The 18744-nt window shown below is 52.6% G+C and carries 17 protein-coding genes; 14 read left to right on the forward strand and 3 right to left on the reverse strand.

Annotated elements, in window-relative coordinates:
• Positions 1-62: 62 nt before the first annotated feature.
• The 4 genes from TRICHSKD4_RS25460 (at position 63) to TRICHSKD4_RS25475 (ending at position 5342) form a co-directional block, all read left to right on the forward strand.
• Positions 63-1901 carry a BCCT family transporter gene (locus tag TRICHSKD4_RS25460; protein WP_009760153.1) on the forward strand — a complete coding sequence of 613 codons (1839 nt, stop codon included), beginning with the start codon at positions 63-65 and terminating at the stop codon, positions 1899-1901.
• 68 nt (positions 1902-1969) lie between these two features.
• Positions 1970-3673, forward strand: coding sequence for a hypothetical protein (locus tag TRICHSKD4_RS25465; RefSeq protein WP_009760154.1), 1704 nt, complete (start codon positions 1970-1972; stop codon positions 3671-3673).
• The gene (locus TRICHSKD4_RS25470; RefSeq protein WP_009760155.1) at positions 3670-4320 is read left to right on the forward strand and encodes a DUF3726 domain-containing protein; all 651 of its coding nucleotides are present in this window, start codon (positions 3670-3672) and stop codon (positions 4318-4320) included. Before TRICHSKD4_RS25465 ends, TRICHSKD4_RS25470 begins: the two co-directional genes overlap by 4 nt.
• Before the next feature lie 23 nt (positions 4321-4343).
• The gene (locus TRICHSKD4_RS25475) at positions 4344-5342 is read left to right on the forward strand and encodes an Ldh family oxidoreductase (protein WP_009760156.1); all 999 of its coding nucleotides are present in this window, start codon (positions 4344-4346) and stop codon (positions 5340-5342) included.
• 243 nt (positions 5343-5585) lie between these two features.
• Here TRICHSKD4_RS25475 and TRICHSKD4_RS31000 read toward each other — a convergent pair whose 3' ends face one another.
• Both TRICHSKD4_RS31000 and TRICHSKD4_RS32495 read right to left on the reverse strand, forming a co-directional pair.
• Entirely contained in the window at positions 5586-5747 is a 162-nt protein-coding gene (locus TRICHSKD4_RS31000) for a hypothetical protein (RefSeq protein WP_009760158.1), read from the reverse strand.
• 250 nt (positions 5748-5997) lie between these two features.
• The gene (locus tag TRICHSKD4_RS32495; RefSeq protein ID WP_009760159.1) at positions 5998-6228 is read right to left on the reverse strand and encodes a hypothetical protein; all 231 of its coding nucleotides are present in this window, start codon (positions 6226-6228) and stop codon (positions 5998-6000) included.
• On the opposite strand from TRICHSKD4_RS32495, the gene TRICHSKD4_RS25480 reads away from it, so the two are divergent.
• The 3 genes from TRICHSKD4_RS25480 to TRICHSKD4_RS25490 all read left to right on the forward strand — a co-directional run bounded on the left by TRICHSKD4_RS25480 (position 6206) and on the right by TRICHSKD4_RS25490 (position 8415).
• Entirely contained in the window at positions 6206-6475 is a 270-nt protein-coding gene (locus TRICHSKD4_RS25480; RefSeq protein WP_009465502.1) for a hypothetical protein, read from the forward strand. The two genes, TRICHSKD4_RS32495 and TRICHSKD4_RS25480, sit on opposite strands and share 23 nt — an antisense overlap.
• Entirely contained in the window at positions 6472-6819 is a 348-nt protein-coding gene (tnpB, locus tag TRICHSKD4_RS25485; RefSeq protein WP_009465501.1) for an IS66 family insertion sequence element accessory protein TnpB, read from the forward strand. The genes TRICHSKD4_RS25480 and tnpB overlap by 4 nt, the downstream gene beginning before the upstream one ends.
• Before the next feature lie 69 nt (positions 6820-6888).
• Positions 6889-8415 (forward strand): IS66 family transposase, encoded by a 1527-nt coding sequence (locus TRICHSKD4_RS25490; RefSeq protein ID WP_009465942.1) that lies wholly within the window; start codon positions 6889-6891, stop codon positions 8413-8415.
• 152 nt (positions 8416-8567) lie between these two features.
• Here TRICHSKD4_RS25490 and TRICHSKD4_RS25495 read toward each other — a convergent pair whose 3' ends face one another.
• Positions 8568-9536, reverse strand: coding sequence for an ABC transporter substrate-binding protein (locus TRICHSKD4_RS25495; RefSeq protein ID WP_371256957.1), 969 nt, complete (start codon positions 9534-9536; stop codon positions 8568-8570).
• A 344-nt stretch (positions 9537-9880) separates the two neighbouring features.
• Between TRICHSKD4_RS25495 and TRICHSKD4_RS32500 the strand changes: the two genes are divergently transcribed.
• From TRICHSKD4_RS32500 to TRICHSKD4_RS25535, 7 genes are all read left to right on the forward strand, one after another.
• A complete protein-coding gene (locus TRICHSKD4_RS32500; RefSeq protein ID WP_009760163.1) occupies positions 9881-10210 on the forward strand; it encodes a putative glucuronyl transferase in 330 nt (109 codons plus the stop codon).
• 1405 nt (positions 10211-11615) lie between these two features.
• Positions 11616-13550 (forward strand): PrkA family serine protein kinase, encoded by a 1935-nt coding sequence (locus TRICHSKD4_RS25505; RefSeq protein ID WP_040617411.1) that lies wholly within the window; start codon positions 11616-11618, stop codon positions 13548-13550.
• A 22-nt stretch (positions 13551-13572) separates the two neighbouring features.
• The gene (locus TRICHSKD4_RS25510; protein WP_009760167.1) at positions 13573-14895 is read left to right on the forward strand and encodes a YeaH/YhbH family protein; all 1323 of its coding nucleotides are present in this window, start codon (positions 13573-13575) and stop codon (positions 14893-14895) included.
• Positions 14888-16393 carry a SpoVR family protein gene (locus TRICHSKD4_RS25515; RefSeq protein WP_009760168.1) on the forward strand — a complete coding sequence of 502 codons (1506 nt, stop codon included), beginning with the start codon at positions 14888-14890 and terminating at the stop codon, positions 16391-16393. Before TRICHSKD4_RS25510 ends, TRICHSKD4_RS25515 begins: the two co-directional genes overlap by 8 nt.
• A gap of 331 nt (positions 16394-16724) precedes the next feature.
• Positions 16725-17012: a hypothetical protein gene (locus TRICHSKD4_RS25520; protein WP_009760169.1), complete on the forward strand. Its 288-nt coding sequence runs from the start codon at positions 16725-16727 to the stop codon at positions 17010-17012.
• 790 nt (positions 17013-17802) lie between these two features.
• Positions 17803-18111 (forward strand): DUF1778 domain-containing protein, encoded by a 309-nt coding sequence (locus tag TRICHSKD4_RS25530; RefSeq protein ID WP_009760172.1) that lies wholly within the window; start codon positions 17803-17805, stop codon positions 18109-18111.
• Between the two features lie 124 nt (positions 18112-18235).
• The gene (locus tag TRICHSKD4_RS25535) at positions 18236-18643 is read left to right on the forward strand and encodes a GNAT family N-acetyltransferase (protein WP_208993179.1); all 408 of its coding nucleotides are present in this window, start codon (positions 18236-18238) and stop codon (positions 18641-18643) included.
• Positions 18644-18744 lie beyond the last annotated feature (101 nt).

Consider the following 18744-nt stretch of genomic DNA (forward strand, 5'->3'; position numbering starts at 1 on the left):
GGCGCTAGGGAGGCCTCGTAGGAGGAATGCGGGGCTACAAATGAACACCTTGGGAGGGGAAAATGGCTATCAAGGCTCCGTATACGGACCTTCAGATCAAGAAGGCGCCATCTGGTTTTTATGAGGGCTACAGCATACCCATAGCCCTGATAAGCAAGTTCTCAATGGCCTTGTTGGTCATATGGGCATTGCTTTGGCCAGCAAACGCAAACGGCGTTTTGGGCAGTGTCAACGGGATGCTGCTGCAGGGCTTTAACAGCTTCTACATCGTCATTGTGGGGCTGTTTGCGTTCTTTCTGGCCGTGCTCGCAATCTTGCCCCAAAGCGGCAAAAGGCTAATGGGCCGTGAAGGCGAAAAACCGGAGTTTTCGACGTTTTCCTGGTTCTCCATGATGTTTGGGGCTGGCCTCGGTGTCGGTCTTATGGTGTTTGCAACCGCGGAACCGCTTGGTCTGTGGGGCTCCAATCCGCTTACAGTGTCAGGTGCTGTTGCGGGCAACACTGAAGAGGCTCTTACAAGCGGTTTTCGGTATACGTTCCTGCACTACGGCTTCCATGCTTGGGCCATCTATGTCGTTACCGGGCTCTCACTGGCATATTACGCCTACACGCGCGACATGCCTTTGACTATTCGTTCTGCCTTAACGCCATTGTTTGGCAAATACGTCAACGGCCTGTTTGGTCATATCGTTGATATATTGGGTGTGGTTGCGACCATCCTCGGTGTTTCCGTGACCATTGGCTTCGGCGTTAGCCAGTTCATTGACGGGATGTACGCGATCACCGGAATGGACTGGATGATGGATCTATCAGGAGAAGCTCCGAAGCCAGGAACTGTCGGTCTAATTGTCGGGCTTGTCACAATTATGGGGCTTTCCATCATTTCAGCCGTTTCTGGCGTTGGGCGCGGGGTCAAGTACCTTTCGAACCTCAACTTGGTTCTCTCTCTGATCCTGTTGCTGACCTTTGTGATCTTCGGATCATTCCTGTTTGCCATGACAACTTATGCGACGTCTCTGGTCGATTACCTGATCCATTTTGCGCAGATGTCCTTCGGGGCTTACGGGCCATTGTCACTGGAAGCCTATACGGCTTCTCTGCCTGCTGCAGCCCAGCCCCTAGCGAATGAACTCTATTCGGGCGCGACCAATGCCTGGGGATCTTTTGCAAGTTTCCAGTCAGGTTTGACCGGTGCAGCAGCTGAATTGCCTGCAGACGTTCAGCAAGCGGCTTATGCTGCTGGAAATGAAGGTCGCCAATTTGGTTGGCAATCAGGCTGGACGACATTCTATTGGGCATGGTGGATTGCGTTTTCTCCGTTTGTTGGTCTCTTTCTGGCCCGCATCTCCAAAGGCCGAACTGTTCGCGAATTCATCTTCGGCTGTGTAATTGCACCTGCACTTGTGTGTTTTGCTTGGATGACCATCCTCGGCGGAACCGCAATTGATCTGGAGCTGACAGGTTCTGCCGGTGGCAGCATCATTGCTGCATCGAACACGGCAAAACTGTTCGTCACACTTGAACAGATGATTTCGGGAGGTTTCCTCTCTGCAATTACCATCATGTGTGTTGTTCTGATCCTGACGTTTTTGGTGACCTCGGCAGATTCTGGCATTCTTGTGATGAACACGATCATGTCCGGTGGGGAGCAGGAGACAGGTATCAAGCACCGCATTGTCTGGGGTGTGATCCTGACACTTGTGATCGGAACACTTCTGGTCGCTGGAAAAACACAAGGTGGTGCTGATCCGATGGAAGCGCTCAAGAGTGCTATGATCATTGGAGCCCTGCCATTTACGATGGTCATGGGACTGATGTGCATTTCCCTGGCGAAGGCCATCTATCGGGACGGCCTTCGCGAAAAACACGCAGAGGCGGCAGTTGGACAACCTGCCGAATAAAAAAAGAATGCTCTCCCGGACCTTGTTTCGGGAGAGCGCTCCGTGTCTTCAAACCTGTAGGCTCGTTCATGACCAAGTTGGCAGAGCATCATTTCAAGGTTGAGCGCCGCTCCCCGAAGGTCGTCATGCGATTGAAACGTATGGGATCGTTTCATCAATGCCGTCTGTCCTTCATGAGAACCCTACTGCGACGTTTGAAACGGGACGGGTGGTGTTTTGAGCGTCCGGTGTTTTCAATTGATGAGACTGGAACAGGGGTCGCTGTATATTCAGGAATTGGACCTGAGCGAACCTACAGTTTGGTCTGTTTTGCGCATGACCTACCGGCAGACCAGAGATCCGATCGTGTTATCGCAGAAGCCTGGGATGCAACATTCACACTATTTGATGGAACGCCTGACACGGACGACATAGCGCGCTTGTCCAAAAACGTCCCCAAGCAGGAAGCAGGGCGGATTTCACAAAGCGAACTGACGCTTGCGCGGGCCAATCGGTCGGTCCGCCTGTTTGATTATGTGGTTGAGCGATTGGCATCGGGCAGTCAACCTGATCCTGAAATGGTCACCGACGTTGGCTATCTGATGCGAACAACCGCCGTTTATGGCTCGGGAAAGTTTGGCGCAGCGGACCGCGAAACCCTGGCGGACCGGGCAGAATTCTCAGGAGCCTTTCAGCCAGAAATGCTGAGCGTCTATCTGATCCGTGCCTTTGTTCTTGATCTTGTGGAGCATCTTGCCAAATTGCGGGCACCGGAAACGGCTGTCACTATCACCCCGGCTCTTCGCCGGCGATTTGGTGTCGGAAATTCAACTGGCCTGGGCATGGCGCCATTCATCGTCAACCATCCGGTTCTTTTGAACAATTGGATCAATGCTCGCGAAGAAGCACTTGCCCGTGTTTGTTCGTTGTCGAAGGCCACTTTGCAGGAACAGTCGACATTCCGAGAACTGGTGAAACGAGCCAGTAAAAATGTCGATGAATGGCGCTCCGCACACCCTGTTCAGATTCAAAAACTTCATGATCTGAAAGCAGACATGGAGATGTTGGATCAACATCTTTCGAAGGGGGGCTTGTCCCGGGAGCAGCCATGGTCAGCGCTTTGTAATTGGGCGGAAGAAACGCTTTCAGTTGAAGGGCAAGAATATCTGATTTCGTTGATGCTAGAACCCTACGGGGCCATTGTCGACGATCTGGTCGAGACTATGGGAGCTGATGAAACCAGCGTTTTTGCCATTCGAGGGGGCATGTCGATTGAGCGCCTCAAATCAATCCTTGAGACCACTTACGACTGGGCATTGAAAACCGACTGGCGAAATGCTGCGTGCAGGGCGCGTGTTTGGTACGTGTCGGAGGAAAAACTAGAACCGCGATTGGGGGAGCGGTTTGCAGAACCGGTTGAGCCTTATGAACAGCCGCTCGCGCCGGGGAGGGATGCGGCCAATCTCTACCAAGACTTACGCGAATGGAATGGCAACGAAACTGTCGCGGAGTTTCTCGCGCAACATGTCGAGCACCGCCATATTGTTCGCAGGGCACAAATCGCTGATCGTTTTCCCTATGCAGAAATTCGCGACAACACTATCGCATCTGATCTGATGCCGATTGACCTGCTTCGCTGCAAACTCAGCTTTTTCGGTGCGACACATTTTGATCCGCGATCTGACAGGTGGGTCCGGATCAACATGTTCCGAGATGCGCCGTTTCCAAACGAACTGGCGGATGTCGATGAAGATAACTGGTCCTATCCGCAGCTGGAGGAGGGAATTGCATGAGGACCTCCCTCAACGAAGTGGAAACAATGGCAAAGCGTGCCTGTAGAGGCGCCGGACTACCTTGGGGTATTGCAGAAGAAACTGGGAAGGCTGCCCGTTGGTTGGCTATTCATGGCTTTGATGCCGTGGGAACGATTGGAGACGTGCTTCAATTTCATGATCATGTGGACCACTCGGCGCTTTCGCCAGACACAGAAGGTGTCAATTGGATCGCTTCTGGTGGCCTAATTTCTCCGCTAATGGCGGGCACCGCTCTGTGTGATCATGCTGAGCGATTAACTGGTCAAAACGAAATTGTAATGGCGAACGTAGCCTACCCTATTGTTCTACTATCGTTTTCAGCAATAGCTGCAAAAGAACTAAACCGACCTATAGAAGTGCAATGGGAAAACGTAAGCACCGTTGTTCTTGGTGACGAATTGTCTATTGCGGGCAATTATACTGACCTAACACTCACCGATTCAGGCCAAATCCGCTGCGTGTTGGCTTCACCCAAACAAAGTGCTCGCAAGAAGCTGGACACAGGTTGTGAAACAACTGAGGTCGCCTGGCATCGGCTTAATTATTACGCACAAAGAACTTACGCGCCGGCGACAGAAGCGTCTCGGCTTGCTGGCGCTGGTGCAGGATCTAATGACAACGATTAGCTGTAGGTTTCTGGATGACTGAAATGGTCAAAATAACGTTCGATGAAATTCAAGAGCTCGCCTTTCGAGCGCTCGTTTCTGCTGGGACATCTGAAGAAAACGCAAGTCCTCTAGCTCTTGCCACGGCCTGGACTGAAGTTGACGGAATTGCGAGCCACGGTCTGGCCTACATCCCAATTTATTGTGAGCATGTTCAATGCGGAAAGGTTGATGGACAGGCGGTGCCGGTCTTGTCCCAAACCGCGCCCGCTGTGATCACAGTGGACGCGGCAACTGGATTTGCACATCCTGCCATCAAGGTCGGTTCGGAAAAACTGATTGAGACAGCCCGATCACAGGGTGTTGCGGTTCTCGCGATTCGAAACTCCTATAATTGTGGTGTACTTGGTTTTCACACCGAAGTTTTGGCTAAAAAAGGACTTTTGGGAATCGGATTTACAAATGCACCGGCTTCCATTGCCCCAGTTGGCGGGCGCAGACCGGTTGTCGGAACAAACCCGTTTTCCATCGCTGCACCGGATAAACAGGGCGAGGTAGCAATCCTGATTGACCAAAGTGCAAGTGTTATTGCCAAAAGCGAAATCATGAAACACGCCCGCGAAGGGCTTCCCATTCCCTCTGAATGGGCTCTCGACCCGGACGGACAACCGACAACCAATCCAGAAATCGCGCTCAAGGGGTCGATGGCACCAGCTGGAGGATACAAGGGGGTAGGTGTGGCCCTGCTGGTTGAACTCATGGCCGCGGCGATGACCGGCGCAACGCTAGGTGCGAACGCAAGCCCGTTTTCCGGCACTAAAGGCGGTCCACCTAAAACTGGTCAGTTCTTCATGGCAATTGATCCGAGCGCAACGTCTGGAAACGCCTTCGTTGAACGCATCGGTGCTCTTGTTGACGAAATGCGCGACCAGCCGGGAGTTCGGGTTCCCGGAGACGGGCGCAAGGCGGCTCGCCGGCGAAACCTGCGGGATGGAGTGGAGGTCAATCGGTCTACCATTGAGCGAATAAACGGGTTTCTCTAAAGGAGCACGCTGAGAAATCCGCTGAAGTCAGATTTTTGTTCGGACGATTTTATTTGCGCGGAAAATCTCAGTGCGAGCCCGCTCGAGATTGAGGCGGTTCGCCTCCAAACCAGCACGTTCCATTTCTGCCTTTAGTGGCACTTGGAAAATTTGGGTCCGGGCAAATTGCCGTTCTTGGCGAAATGGTTCGGCAATCAACGGGGTAAAATCGTCTGGGACGTTGTTCTTTCTCAAGCAGAGGCGTCATGGACAATCGCTATCGAAGGAAAGATCTAAAGCTGTACCGAATTTTTCAAGCAGTCGATATGCCCAGCCAACCATGAGGTCGGCCTCATGATGTCCTGGATCTATACGGCTTCCTGTAGTTTTTGCTGCTGTGACGAGATCACCGATCATATCATTCATGCGGTCGATTTCCGCTTTGAACAGTGCTTTAAGAGCTTCTTATTTCGTCACTTTCCAATTTCTTCGAAACCTCAGTCCTGCGAGCATCGTATTCAGGCGACGCGCCATATATCGTGCTCGATAGTGATCGGATTGTCTCAAGCTGAATGACAGCTTCTGGTTAAGGTTCGATTGCGAAACCCCTACACGAAGTCGGGGACGCCAATACCAGATGTTTCCCCGACGCTGAAGATTTGGAACGTTATGTCGACTAGCCGTGAGCGTTCGGTATTCCCGCTCTGACGGGGAGCGCAGTGGGGTGATAATGTCCATTTTCGTTAATGGACATTGTGAGGCACATTTTGGGTACGAAGAAGGGCAGCAAGAAGCGGTTTTGGTCGGATGACGAGAAGCGGTCGATCTGTTTGCAGGCCAGAGTGCCGGGGGTTTCGGTTGCGCAGGTTGCGCGCCGCTCTGCGATGAATGCGAACCTGATCCACAACTGGCTGCGTGATGAGCGGTTTGCGCCAGAAGACAGCGATTGCGTCCTTGATGGAGCGGCGTTTCTACCAGTGGAGATAGAGGGCCCGCAGGCCGCACCAGGCCACCAGATCGCGGCGCTTGCCTCGGATATGCCGTTGTCGGCTCAGCGGGTTGATATCACGCTGTCGGACGGGCGGCGGGTATTGGTGGAAGGGACGACGGCGCTGCCGACGGTGCTGGCTTTGGTTGAAGGTCTAATGCCGTGATCCCCGTGCCGTCCAACGCGCGGGTTTGGCTGGCTGCCGGGGTGACGGACATGCGGCGCGGGTTCAACACTTTGGCGGCTCAGGCGGAGAAGGTTCTGGAGCTTGAACCCTATTCTGGACATCTGTTTGTGTTCCGGGGACGGCGCGGTGATCTGCTGAAGATCATCTGGTGGGATCGACAGGGCGCATGCCTGTTCAGCAAGCGCCTTGAGAAGGGCCGGTTTGTTTGGCCTGCTGCGAAGGACGGTAAGGTCAGCGTGACGCCCGCGCAATTGTCGATGTTGCTTGAAGGCATAGACTGGCGGATGCCGCAAAAAACATGGCGGCCCCTGAGCGTCGGATAGGCCAATATATTGGCGTTTGCGCGCCTCTCGGGATTCAACTTACGCCCTTGATCTGATATAAGATCGAAGATGCTGAAGGACCTTGATATCACCCCGGAGGACCCCGCCGAATTGAGGGCGGTGAACCGCCTTCTGGCCGACGAGGTCAAGGCTCTGAGCCTCAAGGTCGAGCAGCTTCAACACCAGTTGCACGGGGCCAATCGGCATCGGTTCGGCTCCAAGTCTGAGGGTCTGGATCAGCTCAATCTCGATCTGCTCGAGGACGCCGAGATTGTTGAGGCCGCTGAAGACCAGGCAAAACAGCCCGCCCCGTCGCAGGAGGGAGTTGATCCAAAGCCGAAGCGCAAACACAGCCGCAAGCCCTTGCCGGATCATCTGGATCGGGAAGACGAGGAGCTCTCTCCCGGTGATGAATGCGGTCGTTGTGGTGGCAACTTGCGCACCCTGGGTGAGGATGTCACCGAAGAGTTGGAATACGTGCCGGGACGCTTCAAGGTGAAGCGGATCATCCGGCCCCGCAAAGCCTGTTCATGGTGCGAGGCGATTGTGCAAGCGCCGCTGCCATCGCGCCCCATTGAGCGTGGGCGGCCCGGACCGGGATTGTTGGCCCATGTTCTGGTAAGCAAATATGCCGATCATTTACCCCTCTATCGCCTGAGCCAGATCTTTGCCCGTGAAGGCGTCGATCTGGACCGCTCGACCATGGCCGACTGGGTTGGTCGCTCGACGGCCCTGCTGGAACCTCTTGCCGATGCCATCGGACGGATGGTGCGGCAAGGACCTGCGCTTTTTGCCGACGATACGCCCATCAAAATGCTGGCCCCCGGCAACAAGAAGACCAAAACGGCGCGGGTCTGGACCTATGTGCGGGATGAGCGTGCCTGGTCTGGCCAATCGCCACCCTGTGCATGGTATCAGTTCACGGTGGATCGCAAAGGAGAGCATCCCGTTGCTCATTTGTCGGGATACAAGGGCTGGGTCCATGCGGATGGATATTCCGGGTTCAACGGTGTGTTCGGTGACGACAAAGCCGATGAGATGGCCTGCATGGCGCATGTACGACGCAAGTTCGTGGATGTCTTCTCCTCGCAGGGCAGCGCCATTGCCGAAGAAGTCATCCGCCGGATTGCTGAGCTTTACGCTATCGAGAAAGAGATCAGGGGCATGCCCCCCGAAGACCGCGCTACCATCCGGCAGGCTAGGGCAAAACCGATCTTTGACGCCTTGGAAGAATGGTTGCAGACGCAATTGCCCAAAATCTCGGGAAAGTCACCACTCGCGCAGGCCATCCGCTATGCCTTGGGCCGAATGCCGAAAGCACGCCCATACCTTGAGCTCGGCCATCTGGAATTGGATAACAACACCGCCGAGCGCGCCGTTAAACCCGTCGCCATCGGACGCAAAAATTGGATGTTCTCAGGCTCCCAAGGCGGCGGCAAAGCCATGGCTATCGCTTATACCCTGATCGAAACGGCCAAGCTCAACGGTGTTGACCCTCAGGCCTGGCTGACCTGGGTCCTCGGTCAAGTCGCCGACCACAAAATCACACGCCTCGACGAACTTCTGCCCTGGCGTTACGCTGCTCAGGCAGCGTAACAGGCCGCATCGGTGTCGCGCCAGAGCGCCTTCGCCGGACGGTCACTTTGTTGCGCCATTTCAAGCAAATTGATGGGTCCTGGCCCTAGCGTCACATACAAAAAAGGCGACCCCAAAGGCCGCCTTTTCCATACTATGACACCAAAGTTGGATTAGAGCTTGTCAGAAACCGCTGTGCTGGTTGCGCCTTCCGGCTTTTTCGTAATTACCGGATCAGATCCCCCAGCCAGAAGCGTATCTACCGTTCTGTTGTAAGCCTCCATGTCCAACTTTCCATCAGACCCGGCTACGAGCTTGTTGATCTCGCCAACCATGCGAACCTGGTGCTTTTCGGTTTGCGCGCCAGTGGCATCGTTTTCCAGAACGATATCAGCAGCTTCTTCCGGGTTTTCGGCCGCATAGCTCCAGCCCTTCATGGAAGCCCGGACGAAACGCGCGAGTTTGTCGACCATGGCAGGGTCTTCAAGGCTGCTTTCCACTACATAGAGGCCATCTTCCAGCGTTGCCACGCCTTGGTCCTCATACTTGAACACCACCAGCTCGTCTGCCGGAATACCAGCGTCGATGACCTGCCAATATTCATTGTACGTCATCGTGGAAATACAATCGGCCTGCTTCTGGAGAAGCGGATCAACATTGAACCCTTGCTTTAATACCGTGACGCCGTTGTCGCTTCCGTCTGTTGGAATGCCGAGTTGGCTCATCCAGGAGAGGAAAGGATATTCGTTGCCGAAAAACCAAACACCCAAGGTCTTACCTCGGAAGTCTTCAGGCGACGTAATTCCGGTATCCTTCCGGCAGGTCAGCATCATGCCGGACTTCTGGAAAGGTTGGGCGATGTTCACCAGCGGCACACCCTTCTCCCGAGAAGCGAGCGCAGAAGGCATCCAATCGACGATGACATCCGCTCCACCACCAGCAATGACCTGAGGCGGTGCAATGTCCGGACCTCCCGGCTTGATCGTGACATCCAGCCCTTCTTCTTCATAGAAGCCCTTGTCCGCAGCCACATAGTATCCCGCAAACTGACCCTGAGTGACCCACTTCAGCTGCAGTGTAAGTTCATCTGCCGCGTTGGCTGCGCCGGCAAACATGGTTGCGGACACCGCGGTTGCTGCCATCGCCGCAACCCATGATTTGATTGCCATTCTCCCTGCTCCTCTTCCTCTCGCGAACTTATGTCAAAACATTTTGGTGGCGTGCGTCTCAATTGGCTATGCGTTTGGTTGTCGAAGCCCACTCACCGCCGGTATTTCTCTGCCCCTCCTCAACAAACATCCTGACCATTTGGTCAAGAAATCGTAGGCGGGAGTTCCGCTCGCGGTCAAGCGGAAACAATGAGTTCCGTAATTTCGGCGCCTGCCCAACTTTGCAGAGAAGGCGTTATTGTTCCATATTTACGCTACGTTATTTCTCTTATTCTACTTATTATCCTGCGCGACTTACTTAAATAGGGCTGCTGACTATGCGAAAAGGGCATACCCCACTCAGAATAGCCTTTCTATCTGCGCACGTTTTTCTGAATGGCTTTCGGAAGACCAGCGTTCACTTTGTAGCCGAAGAGTTTGCTAAACTCGGGCATACGGTTCACTTTACGACCATTAGCTACAGTATGATGAGCCGATTAAAAGGTGACGCTCGGTACTCCGCACTCAAATCTCATCAAAACAATCGATACATAGAAGTTTCCGAAGGACTTTATGCAGGAGCATACCTACCGGCCGTGCATCCCTTTAGTTCAACCTTACCCATTCCTGCTTTCATCGAAGAGGCGGCTTTTCGCGCTTACGACTAGCCATTGCCCAATATCCTTGAACCGGATGGAGCTCTTGGGCATCACATCCGGGGACCAGTGTTGGGCATCACTTGGCCGAATTAACTGAGAATGTGGATTTTCAGTCAAAAAATATTAATTATATCAATAATTTGACGTGTTTCTGGCTGAGCATTTTTTTATTCACGAACCATTCTCTAGTTTGATTGGCGGTTGCTCGGGATTTTGGCAAATGACTGCTGCTTTGAAGTTTAGAAAAACGGCGTCAAGATAGGGGCATATGGACCTGTATTGAAGTAAAAAACGAACAAAGGTATGGTGTCCAAGTGGTCAGGTAGGGGCGTCGACTTGCACGTATTTGGTGGTTAAATTCGGAAAAATTGTCATTAAGCGGAAATGGAATGTCATTTGACGGAAATCGATTGTTATCTCATGGGAAGCTGGTCCGCCCAAATGGAAATATTGACGTGAATGTTGTTGTTTGATGGGAATTGGCGTGGTCTTGAGGAATTTTGTTGGTTCTTGCTGAGGTGGAATTGTCATTCTTTGGAAACTGAGTGCGGTTTGGTATCTGCTAAATGACGATGTTGATGCGTTAGGCGGTTTGAGGCTAGAGAAGCGGTAAAGGGCGCGAGCGATTCAAAGCGCGTGTTTATTGGAAGGCCAATCTTTCAAAATTTGAACCTTTCGGAATGCGCTTGCCTTGGATGTGAAAATTACAAAATTGCCAAAACTAATCTTGCGTATGCAAATAGCAGTCCGTCCTATTTTGAGCGTGGGCTTTCCTATTTTCAAAACGTGAAGGTGCTCAAGGTTCGAGAAGGGGGTGATGAGCAAATAACGGGCATCGTGTCCGGGTCTCGCATTGCCGTTCTTAATGCGCTTTTTAGCTTCGAAAAATCTGCTGTGCTCCAGGGCTTGTGAAACTTGATGCTGCCTCAAAGTTACCCGAGCGCGCAAGGAGGGTTCAGCTACTGAAAATTCTTGATGAACTCATGAGTCAAAATCTCAAGGCTTTGGTGTTTTCCCAACTTATTAAGATTCTTCACTTGATCGAGACGGATGTTCGCCCACGAGGATGAACCCAATATCATTGATAGTTTTCGCATCGTCATAAGCTGCTGGCGCCTCAGTCGGCTCTCAAATTGGGTCAGGAGTGCTGATCCAAAGCGCTCTTAAAGCGGGTTAAATCGCGAAATTGTGACTTGAGATTGTGGATATGTGACGCTTGGTCAAATTTCACTCCATCAAGCGGTTGTATACTTCAGGTAGCAGCCAGTGCTGCCAGCCCTAGTGCAATGTGTGGCTATCTAAAAAGACCGGGGGAAGACGTGAAAATGAATAAAATTCATTGCTTTAGGGAATAGTCGCCCTGTCCGTACGGGCGGGACATGAAGCGGTGTCGCCTAAGAGTGGAAGTAGACAGATGGAGATTTATACTCGGTTCGTTGAGGACTATAGAAGCAATACCCTGGAGGAAATCTCAATCCAGGACTACCTGCTGGGATGCAGGGACAATCCGATGATGCGCGCAACCGCAGCCGAACGCATGATGGCTGCAATCGGGGACCCGGAGATCGTCGATACCAGCCAGGATCAGACACTTGGCCGTATCTTCATGAACAGAACGATCAAGCGCTACAAACCCTTTAAAAGTCTCTATGGCATGGAAAACACGATCGAACGGATCGTGGGGTTTTTCCGTCATGCCAGTCAGGGCCTTGAAGAGCGAAAGCAGGTCCTGTATCTGCTCGGGCCGGTCGGCGGCGGCAAATCCAGTATTGCCGAAATCCTAAAAAAGCTGATGGAAAAAGAGCCGATCTACGTCCTTAAGGCTGGGAACGAGATCAGCCCGCTTTATGAAACTCCGCTTGGCCTGTTCGATCCCGATCGCATGGGCGACCTTCTGGAAGACAAGTACAATGTCCCCAAACGCCTTTTGAAGGGGCTGGTTTCGCCCTGGGCAGCCAAACGGCTTAAGGACTATGAAGGGGACATATCGAAATTTTCGATCGTCAAACTCTATCCCTCGCGGCTGCACCAGATTGGTGTGACAAAGACAGAACCGGGCGATGAAAACAACCAGGATGTGTCCGCGCTGGTCGGCAAGCTGGATATCCGCAAGCTTGAAGAGTTCAGTCAAAATGACCCGGATGCATACAGCTATTCCGGTGCACTGAACCGAACGACCCAGGGCCTGATGGAGTTCGTTGAGATGTTCAAGGCACCGATCAAGGTGCTGCATCCGCTCCTGACGGCCACTCAGGAAGGGTCCTATGTCGGGACCGAGAACATTGGCGCCATGCCATTTCAGGGAGTGATCCTCGCGCACTCCAATGAATCGGAATGGCAGCAGTTCAAGAACAACAAGAACAATGAAGCCTTTCTCGATCGTGTGAGCGTGGTGAAAGTGCCTTATTGTCTGCGGGCATCGTCTGAAGCGCAGATCTACGACAAGCTTCTCCATGAAAGCGCCTTGTCGGATGCGCCGTGTGCGCCAGAAACCTTGCCTCTTTTGGCTCGGTTCAGCGTGTTGACCCGGCTGACGGATCACGAGAACTCAACGCTTTACTCAAAGATGCGGGTCTATGACGGTGAGATGCTCAAGGACACAGATCCCAAAGCCAAGTCGATGCAGGAGTATCGCGATGCTGCGGGCGTCGACGAGGGCATGAACGGCATTTCCACACGCTTTGCCTTCAAGGTTCTCTCCGAGACCTTCAACTACGATACCGATGAAGTCTCCGCTGATCCTGTGCATTTAATGCATGTGCTGGAATTGGCCATCCGCCGTGAGCAATTCGATGAGGACACAGAAACCAAATATCTGGATTTTCTGAAGTCGGAACTGGCGTCTCATTATGCAGAGTTCATCGGCAATGAAATCCAGAAAGCCTATCTGGAATCCTATACGGATTACGGCCAGAACCTGTTTGATCGCTACATCGCCTATGCCGACGCATGGATTGAAGAGCAGGATTACAAGGACCCGGACACAGGTCAGATTTTCGATCGAGACATTCTAGAGAAAGAGCTGGAGAAGATCGAAAAGCCCGCCGGCGTTTCGAACCCGAAGGATTTCCGCAACGAGGTCGTCAAATTTGTGCTTCGGGCCCGCGCGGAAAACAGCGGTCAAAACCCGGATTGGAGACAGTACGAGAAACTGCGCCAGGTCATCGAAAAACGCATGTTCGGCAAGGTGGAAGAGCTTCTTCCGGTAATCAGCTTCGGCGCAAAACGGGACAAGAAGACCGATGCCAAGCACCATGAGTTTGTCGAGCGCATGAACAGCCACGGTTACACCAAACGGCAGGTTCAGCGCCTTGTCGAATGGTACATGCGCGTCAACAAGGCCGGGTAGGACGGGGGAGGTCGAGCGAAACATGACTTACTTCGTGGATCGTCGGCTGAACCCCAAAGACAAGAGCCTGAGCAACAGGCGCAGGTTCTTGAAAAGGGTCCGGTCACAGATCAAGAAAGCGGTCGAAGAGGCAGTGCGCGACAGAGGCATTGCCGATGTCGATCGCAGCAAAAAGGTTTCGGTGCCAACAGAAGGTGTCTCCGAGCCGTCATTTCGCAATGGACGCGAAACCGGACGCCACGAGCGGGTGTACACCGGCAATAAGTCGTTCCAGACAGGCGACCGGATCTCCAAACCGCCAAGCGGGAGTGGCGGAGGCGGGGGCAAAGAGGGCGCTAATGAGGGAGAGGGCGAGGATGAGTTCTACTTCGCCCTGTCTCGAGAGGAACTGCTCGACTATTTCTTCGATGATCTGGAACTACCGGATCTTGTGAAGGAAACCCTCGCCGAGATTTCAAAGACCAAACCCTCCCGCGCGGGCTATTCTGTTCTCGGGTCGCCAGCCAATCTCAGTGTAAGCCGTACCATGAGGAACGCTTATGGTCGGCGCATTGGATTGAAGCGTCCGAAAAAGGCTGAACAGGAACAGCTTGAAACGGAAATCGAGGAGCTGGAAGCGCTCGAGACATCTGGCAAGAAGGAGAAGGATCGCCTGCTTTTCTTGCGAGAAGAGCACCAGAAGGTTGTTCGGCGGCGTCGGAGCATCGCGTATATCGATCCGCTGGATGTCAGGTACAACTATTTCGTTCAGGAGCCAGAACCCAACGCAAACGCAGTCATGTTTTGCCTCATGGATGTTTCAGCCTCCATGGGAGAGCGGGAAAAGGACCTCGCAAAACGGTTCTTCATGCTGTTGCACCTGTTCCTCAAACGCAGATACGACCGGACCGATATTGTCTTCATTCGCCATACGCATGATGCCAGCGAAGTGGACGAGGAAACCTTCTTCTACTCCCGGCAAACGGGCGGGACGGTCGTCAGCACGGCCTTGGTCAAGATGAAGGAGATCATTGCCGAGCGATACTCGCCCGCAGACTGGAACATTTACGCAGCACAAGCCTCCGATGGAGAGAACTGGAGCGGAGATTCAGATATCTGCGCCACACTCTTGTCGGAAGACCTCATGCGCATGTGCCAGTACTTTGCCTATGTCGAAATCATCGGCGAAGACGAAACCTTGATCATGAACAGCGAGGCTAGCGGCATGGAGCTTTGGGAAGCTTATCGCCGCGTTTCGGAACAGTGGCCGAATTTTGCACAAAAGCGGGTATCGAAACCGGGCGATATCTACCCGGTCTTCAGGGAATTGTTCGCGCGTGACAAGGTTGGAACGAATCATGGTTAGAAAGACCAAAGCTACAAGGAAAAAGCCGATATTCGAACAGGTTGACTGGGATTTTGACACGCTTCATCGGGCATTTGATGCCATAGAAGAGATCGCGCGCGATGATCTGGAACTCGATTATTATCCCAATCAGATTGAGATCATTTCCTCAGAGCAAATGCTGGATGCGTATTCCTCAATCGGCATGCCGCTGATGTATCACCACTGGTCCTTCGGCAAACACTTTCTCGGGCATGAGCGTCTTTACAGAAAAGGCGCGCGCGGGCTGGCCTATGAAATCGTGATCAACTCAAATCCGTGTATCAGCTATTGCCTTGAGGAAAATACGATGCCGTTGCAAGCGCTGGTGATGGCGCACGCGGCCTTTGGGCATAACCACTTCTTCAAGAACAACCACTTGTTCCAACAATGGACGGATGCTGACGGCATCCTGGACTATCTGGACTACGCGAGGAAGTTTATCGCGCGTTGTGAGGAGCGTCATGGCGTGGGAGAGGTTGAAGCTGTTCTGGATGCCGCCCATGCCTTGATGAACTATGGTGTTTTTCGCCATCGCCGTCCCCGGCAGATGTCAGTGAAAGAAGCGGACGCACAGCGCCGCGAACGCCTCGAAGCGTTGGAGCAGAGTGCCTACTATCTGGCCAACACCATGCCAACACCAGCAGGCGCTTCTCCGGACGAAACCGAGCTTTCCCTACGCAAACAGGAAATGCAGCTACCGGAAGAAAATCTCCTGTATTTCCTGGAAAAATACAGCCTGATCCTGAAGCCGTGGCAGAGGGAAACACTCGCCATTGTGCGAACCATTTCCCAGTATTTCTATCCGCAGAAGCAAACAAAGGTGATGAACGAGGGCTGCGCCTGTTTCGTTCACTACCATATCGTCAACAAGCTTTATGAAGACGGAAAGATGACAGATGGGGCGATGTTGGAAATTCTGCACAGCCACACCAATGTCGTCGCGCAATCGGATTTTGACGACCCACGTTATTCCGGCATCAATCCTTACGCGCTTGGTTTTGCCATGATGGAGGATATCAAGCGCATCTGCATCGACCCGGATGAAGAGGACCGGGAATGGTTCCCATATATTGCCGGGAAAGAGGACTGGCGTGGTGTCTTGAAGGATGCCTGGGCGAATTTTCGGGATGAAAGCTTTATCCAGCAATATCTCTCGCCAAAGGTGATGCGCCGGTTCCATATGTTCGCGCTGGCGGATGAGGTGAAGGAGCGGCACCACACGGTAACAGGCATACATGACGAACTGGGTTACCGGCATGTGCGCGATGTTCTGGCGCGCAACCATGACTACGCGACACTGGAGCCGGATATACAGGTGGTCGATGCCGACTTATTGGGAGACAGGTGCCTTCATTTGAAGGCTGTCAGATGCAATGGTATAGGGCTCGACAAATCCAGCCGCGAAGCGACGCTTACCCATGTCGAGAAACTCTGGGGGTACAAGGTCGACCTTCAGGAAGTTGATGCGCTCAACTGACTTTTTCAAAACCTTTGAGAAGCTGAAATGGCAGTGGCCGCGTAGAAATTGGGTGAGGCAAGCAGAGGATCTGCTACGTGAACATGTAGACGGCTACAGGCCAATCTCGCGGCGATGCGGTGTTTGCTTACGGTAGCCTTTTAGGCCTGCGATCTGAAAAGCGGTCAGGTTACATCGATATCAGGGATGCGCTATGGCGACGAGGACTACACTGTGCCGGTTGCTTTGGGCCGCAGCGCGGTTTGAATCAAGGGGTTCGTGACGTCTGGTCATCGGCAGTCCCACTGAGGCGATTGTCGACCTCCCTCGTATTTATGATTATGGTGATATCGTGTTTGAACCGGTGCATTACTTTGCGCCGTCTGAGCGCAATATTGCCTTGGGGTATCGCATTTGTCAGGCAGTCACTGCAGAGACCTTAATTGAGGAGATCAGCGAGAAGGAAGGACTGTCCAGACGCCGGGTGTTGCAACTGGTGGACCATGGACTTCTTGCGCCCGATCTTGTTTGCAAGGTTCTGGAAGGTCATCAGCCTGTCGGCCTGACATCGGAATGGCTTCAACGACATGCCCTGCCTCTGGACTGGCAGGAGAAGCGGCGGGTGATCGGCCTCTTGTGAATGGGCCGACTGGTCGGAGACACACAAATCCGCAAAATTCATTTTCAAGGAAATGAACATTCGGTCTTGATCGAAATAACTGCAAACTGTCAGCGGCTAACTGGGAATTAGAGACACTCGCCAAACTGGGTGATATTCGCCGATGTTTTGACGTCTCTGCGGGCGAGACAGGAGGATATGTCGCTGAAAACTCAACGGGAAAGACCAGAAGAACGAAAGAATATCAATGATATAGAACGGTTGGCTGAGCATTTTTTTATCCACGAACCAGTCTCTAGTTTGGTTGGCAGTTGTCCTGGATTTTGTCAGGGGTCTGTTGCTGCGAAATTCTGGAAATCGGCGTAAAAATAGAAGGTTATGAAAATGTGGTTAGGTAAGATACCAGTAAATGCATGGTGTGCCAGTGGGTTGGTGAGGGCGTCGATTTGGCCGTATTGTGTGGTCAAGATCGGAGAATAATTGTCATTAAACGGGAACGGATTGTCATTTGGCGGACATCGATTGTCATCTCGTGGGATTCTTTGCCTTAAAACGGAATAATCTTCGGCGTGGTGCGTTTTGGTGGGAACGTTTGCATTTTGGACGAAAGAAACAGCCGTTTGTTGGATACGAATTTTGATTTGGCGGAACAGGAATGTTTCTGGGTAAAGAAAGCGGGCAATTCCGGTATGGTTTTTGCGGTTCTAATTGCTCAATGGAAGACCAATGCCCTTATAAAGCCTCAGGGATTGTACTGTTGAAATGTAGTGCAATTGGCATTACTTTATACAAGTGGTCATGGAGGTGGAAAATGCTGGATCTGGACAACTTTGCAGAGGGGGGAGAAAAACAGACCCGGACCACACAGGTTCGCCATGGGGAACGGCTGGCGTTGTTGATTGAGCGGGCGACCGCTGCTCTGGGTGTCGATAAATCCGTGTTTTTACGCAATGCCATTGCGAGGGAAGCGCAGCGTGTCATTGATGATTACTCGCGTCATGTTTTAACGGCAGAAGATGCGAAGGTATTTGCCGCCGCGATGGATAAACCGCCAGTGCCGACTGCACGAGCCCGCGAGGCGGCCTCCTCCTATCACCGCCGTGTCGTCAATGCTGACTGAAGATTGTTTGGTTGTCATTGAGCAATGGGAACCGGCTCGCCATGATCGTTCCAGTTTTGACTGTGGCGTCGACCGACTGAACAACTTCCTCAAATTCTCGGCAAAGAAACAGCAGAAGGATGACATGACGCGCGTATATGTTGCTGTGTTGCCGGGAGAGACCATGATCCTTGGCTATCACACGATCAATGCGGGTGTAATGAATGTGTCGGAACTTGCCAAGCCGCCGAAGGGTGCAGCAAGCCATGGTGACATTCCGGTGCTGTTTCTGGGGCAGGTCGCCGTTGATAAAAGGGCTCAAGGGAATGGTCTGTGCAGCATTCTCATGCATCATGTTTTTGAAAAGGCTTGCATTGTTGGCGATGCGGTCGGGTGTTTTGCGGTATTGCTTGATGTCATGTCTGATGGTGGAGAAGATGCTTTTCGGCGCCGCAAGAATTGGTATGAGGAGTTTGGCTTCCAGAGCTTTGTTAGCAATCAGGCCCGTATGTTCATGACAATGAGGCAGGTGCGGCTAATCGTTGAAGGTTGAATGATCAATTCTCCATTTGGGATACTGTCATTCGGGAATTGAATGCACGGTGCCGGGGTTGATGGCGACAATCCACTAACAATAAAAATGGATTAGACTAC

It is taken from the genome of Roseibium sp. TrichSKD4, from assembly GCF_000148725.1.
In the GTDB taxonomy this organism is placed as follows: domain Bacteria; phylum Pseudomonadota; class Alphaproteobacteria; order Rhizobiales; family Stappiaceae; genus Roseibium.

What these genes read in the sequence shown, in the direction of transcription:
- TRICHSKD4_RS31000 (WP_009760158.1), bottom strand. Translation starts at nt 5,747, where the DNA reads ATGAATGATATGATCGGTGATCTCGTCACAGCAGCAAAAACTACAGGA.
- TRICHSKD4_RS25480 (WP_009465502.1), top strand. Translation starts at nt 6,206, where the DNA reads ATGAATGCGAACCTGATCCACAACTGGCTGCGTGATGAGCGGTTTGCG.
- TRICHSKD4_RS25505 (WP_040617411.1), top strand. Translation starts at nt 11,616, where the DNA reads ATGGAGATTTATACTCGGTTCGTTGAGGACTATAGAAGCAATACCCTG.
- TRICHSKD4_RS25510 (WP_009760167.1), top strand. Translation starts at nt 13,573, where the DNA reads ATGACTTACTTCGTGGATCGTCGGCTGAACCCCAAAGACAAGAGCCTG.
- TRICHSKD4_RS25535 (WP_208993179.1), top strand. Translation starts at nt 18,236, where the DNA reads ATGACGCGCGTATATGTTGCTGTGTTGCCGGGAGAGACCATGATCCTT.
- TRICHSKD4_RS25465 (WP_009760154.1), top strand. Translation starts at nt 1,970, where the DNA reads ATGACCAAGTTGGCAGAGCATCATTTCAAGGTTGAGCGCCGCTCCCCG.
- TRICHSKD4_RS25475 (WP_009760156.1), top strand. Translation starts at nt 4,344, where the DNA reads ATGGTCAAAATAACGTTCGATGAAATTCAAGAGCTCGCCTTTCGAGCG.
- TRICHSKD4_RS25490 (WP_009465942.1), top strand. Translation starts at nt 6,889, where the DNA reads ATGCTGAAGGACCTTGATATCACCCCGGAGGACCCCGCCGAATTGAGG.
- TRICHSKD4_RS25470 (WP_009760155.1), top strand. Translation starts at nt 3,670, where the DNA reads ATGAGGACCTCCCTCAACGAAGTGGAAACAATGGCAAAGCGTGCCTGT.
- TRICHSKD4_RS25495 (WP_371256957.1), bottom strand. Translation starts at nt 9,536, where the DNA reads ATGGCAGCAACCGCGGTGTCCGCAACCATGTTTGCCGGCGCAGCCAAC.
- TRICHSKD4_RS25530 (WP_009760172.1), top strand. Translation starts at nt 17,803, where the DNA reads ATGCTGGATCTGGACAACTTTGCAGAGGGGGGAGAAAAACAGACCCGG.
- TRICHSKD4_RS25460 (WP_009760153.1), top strand. Translation starts at nt 63, where the DNA reads ATGGCTATCAAGGCTCCGTATACGGACCTTCAGATCAAGAAGGCGCCA.
- TRICHSKD4_RS32500 (WP_009760163.1), top strand. Translation starts at nt 9,881, where the DNA reads ATGCGAAAAGGGCATACCCCACTCAGAATAGCCTTTCTATCTGCGCAC.
- TRICHSKD4_RS25515 (WP_009760168.1), top strand. Translation starts at nt 14,888, where the DNA reads ATGGTTAGAAAGACCAAAGCTACAAGGAAAAAGCCGATATTCGAACAG.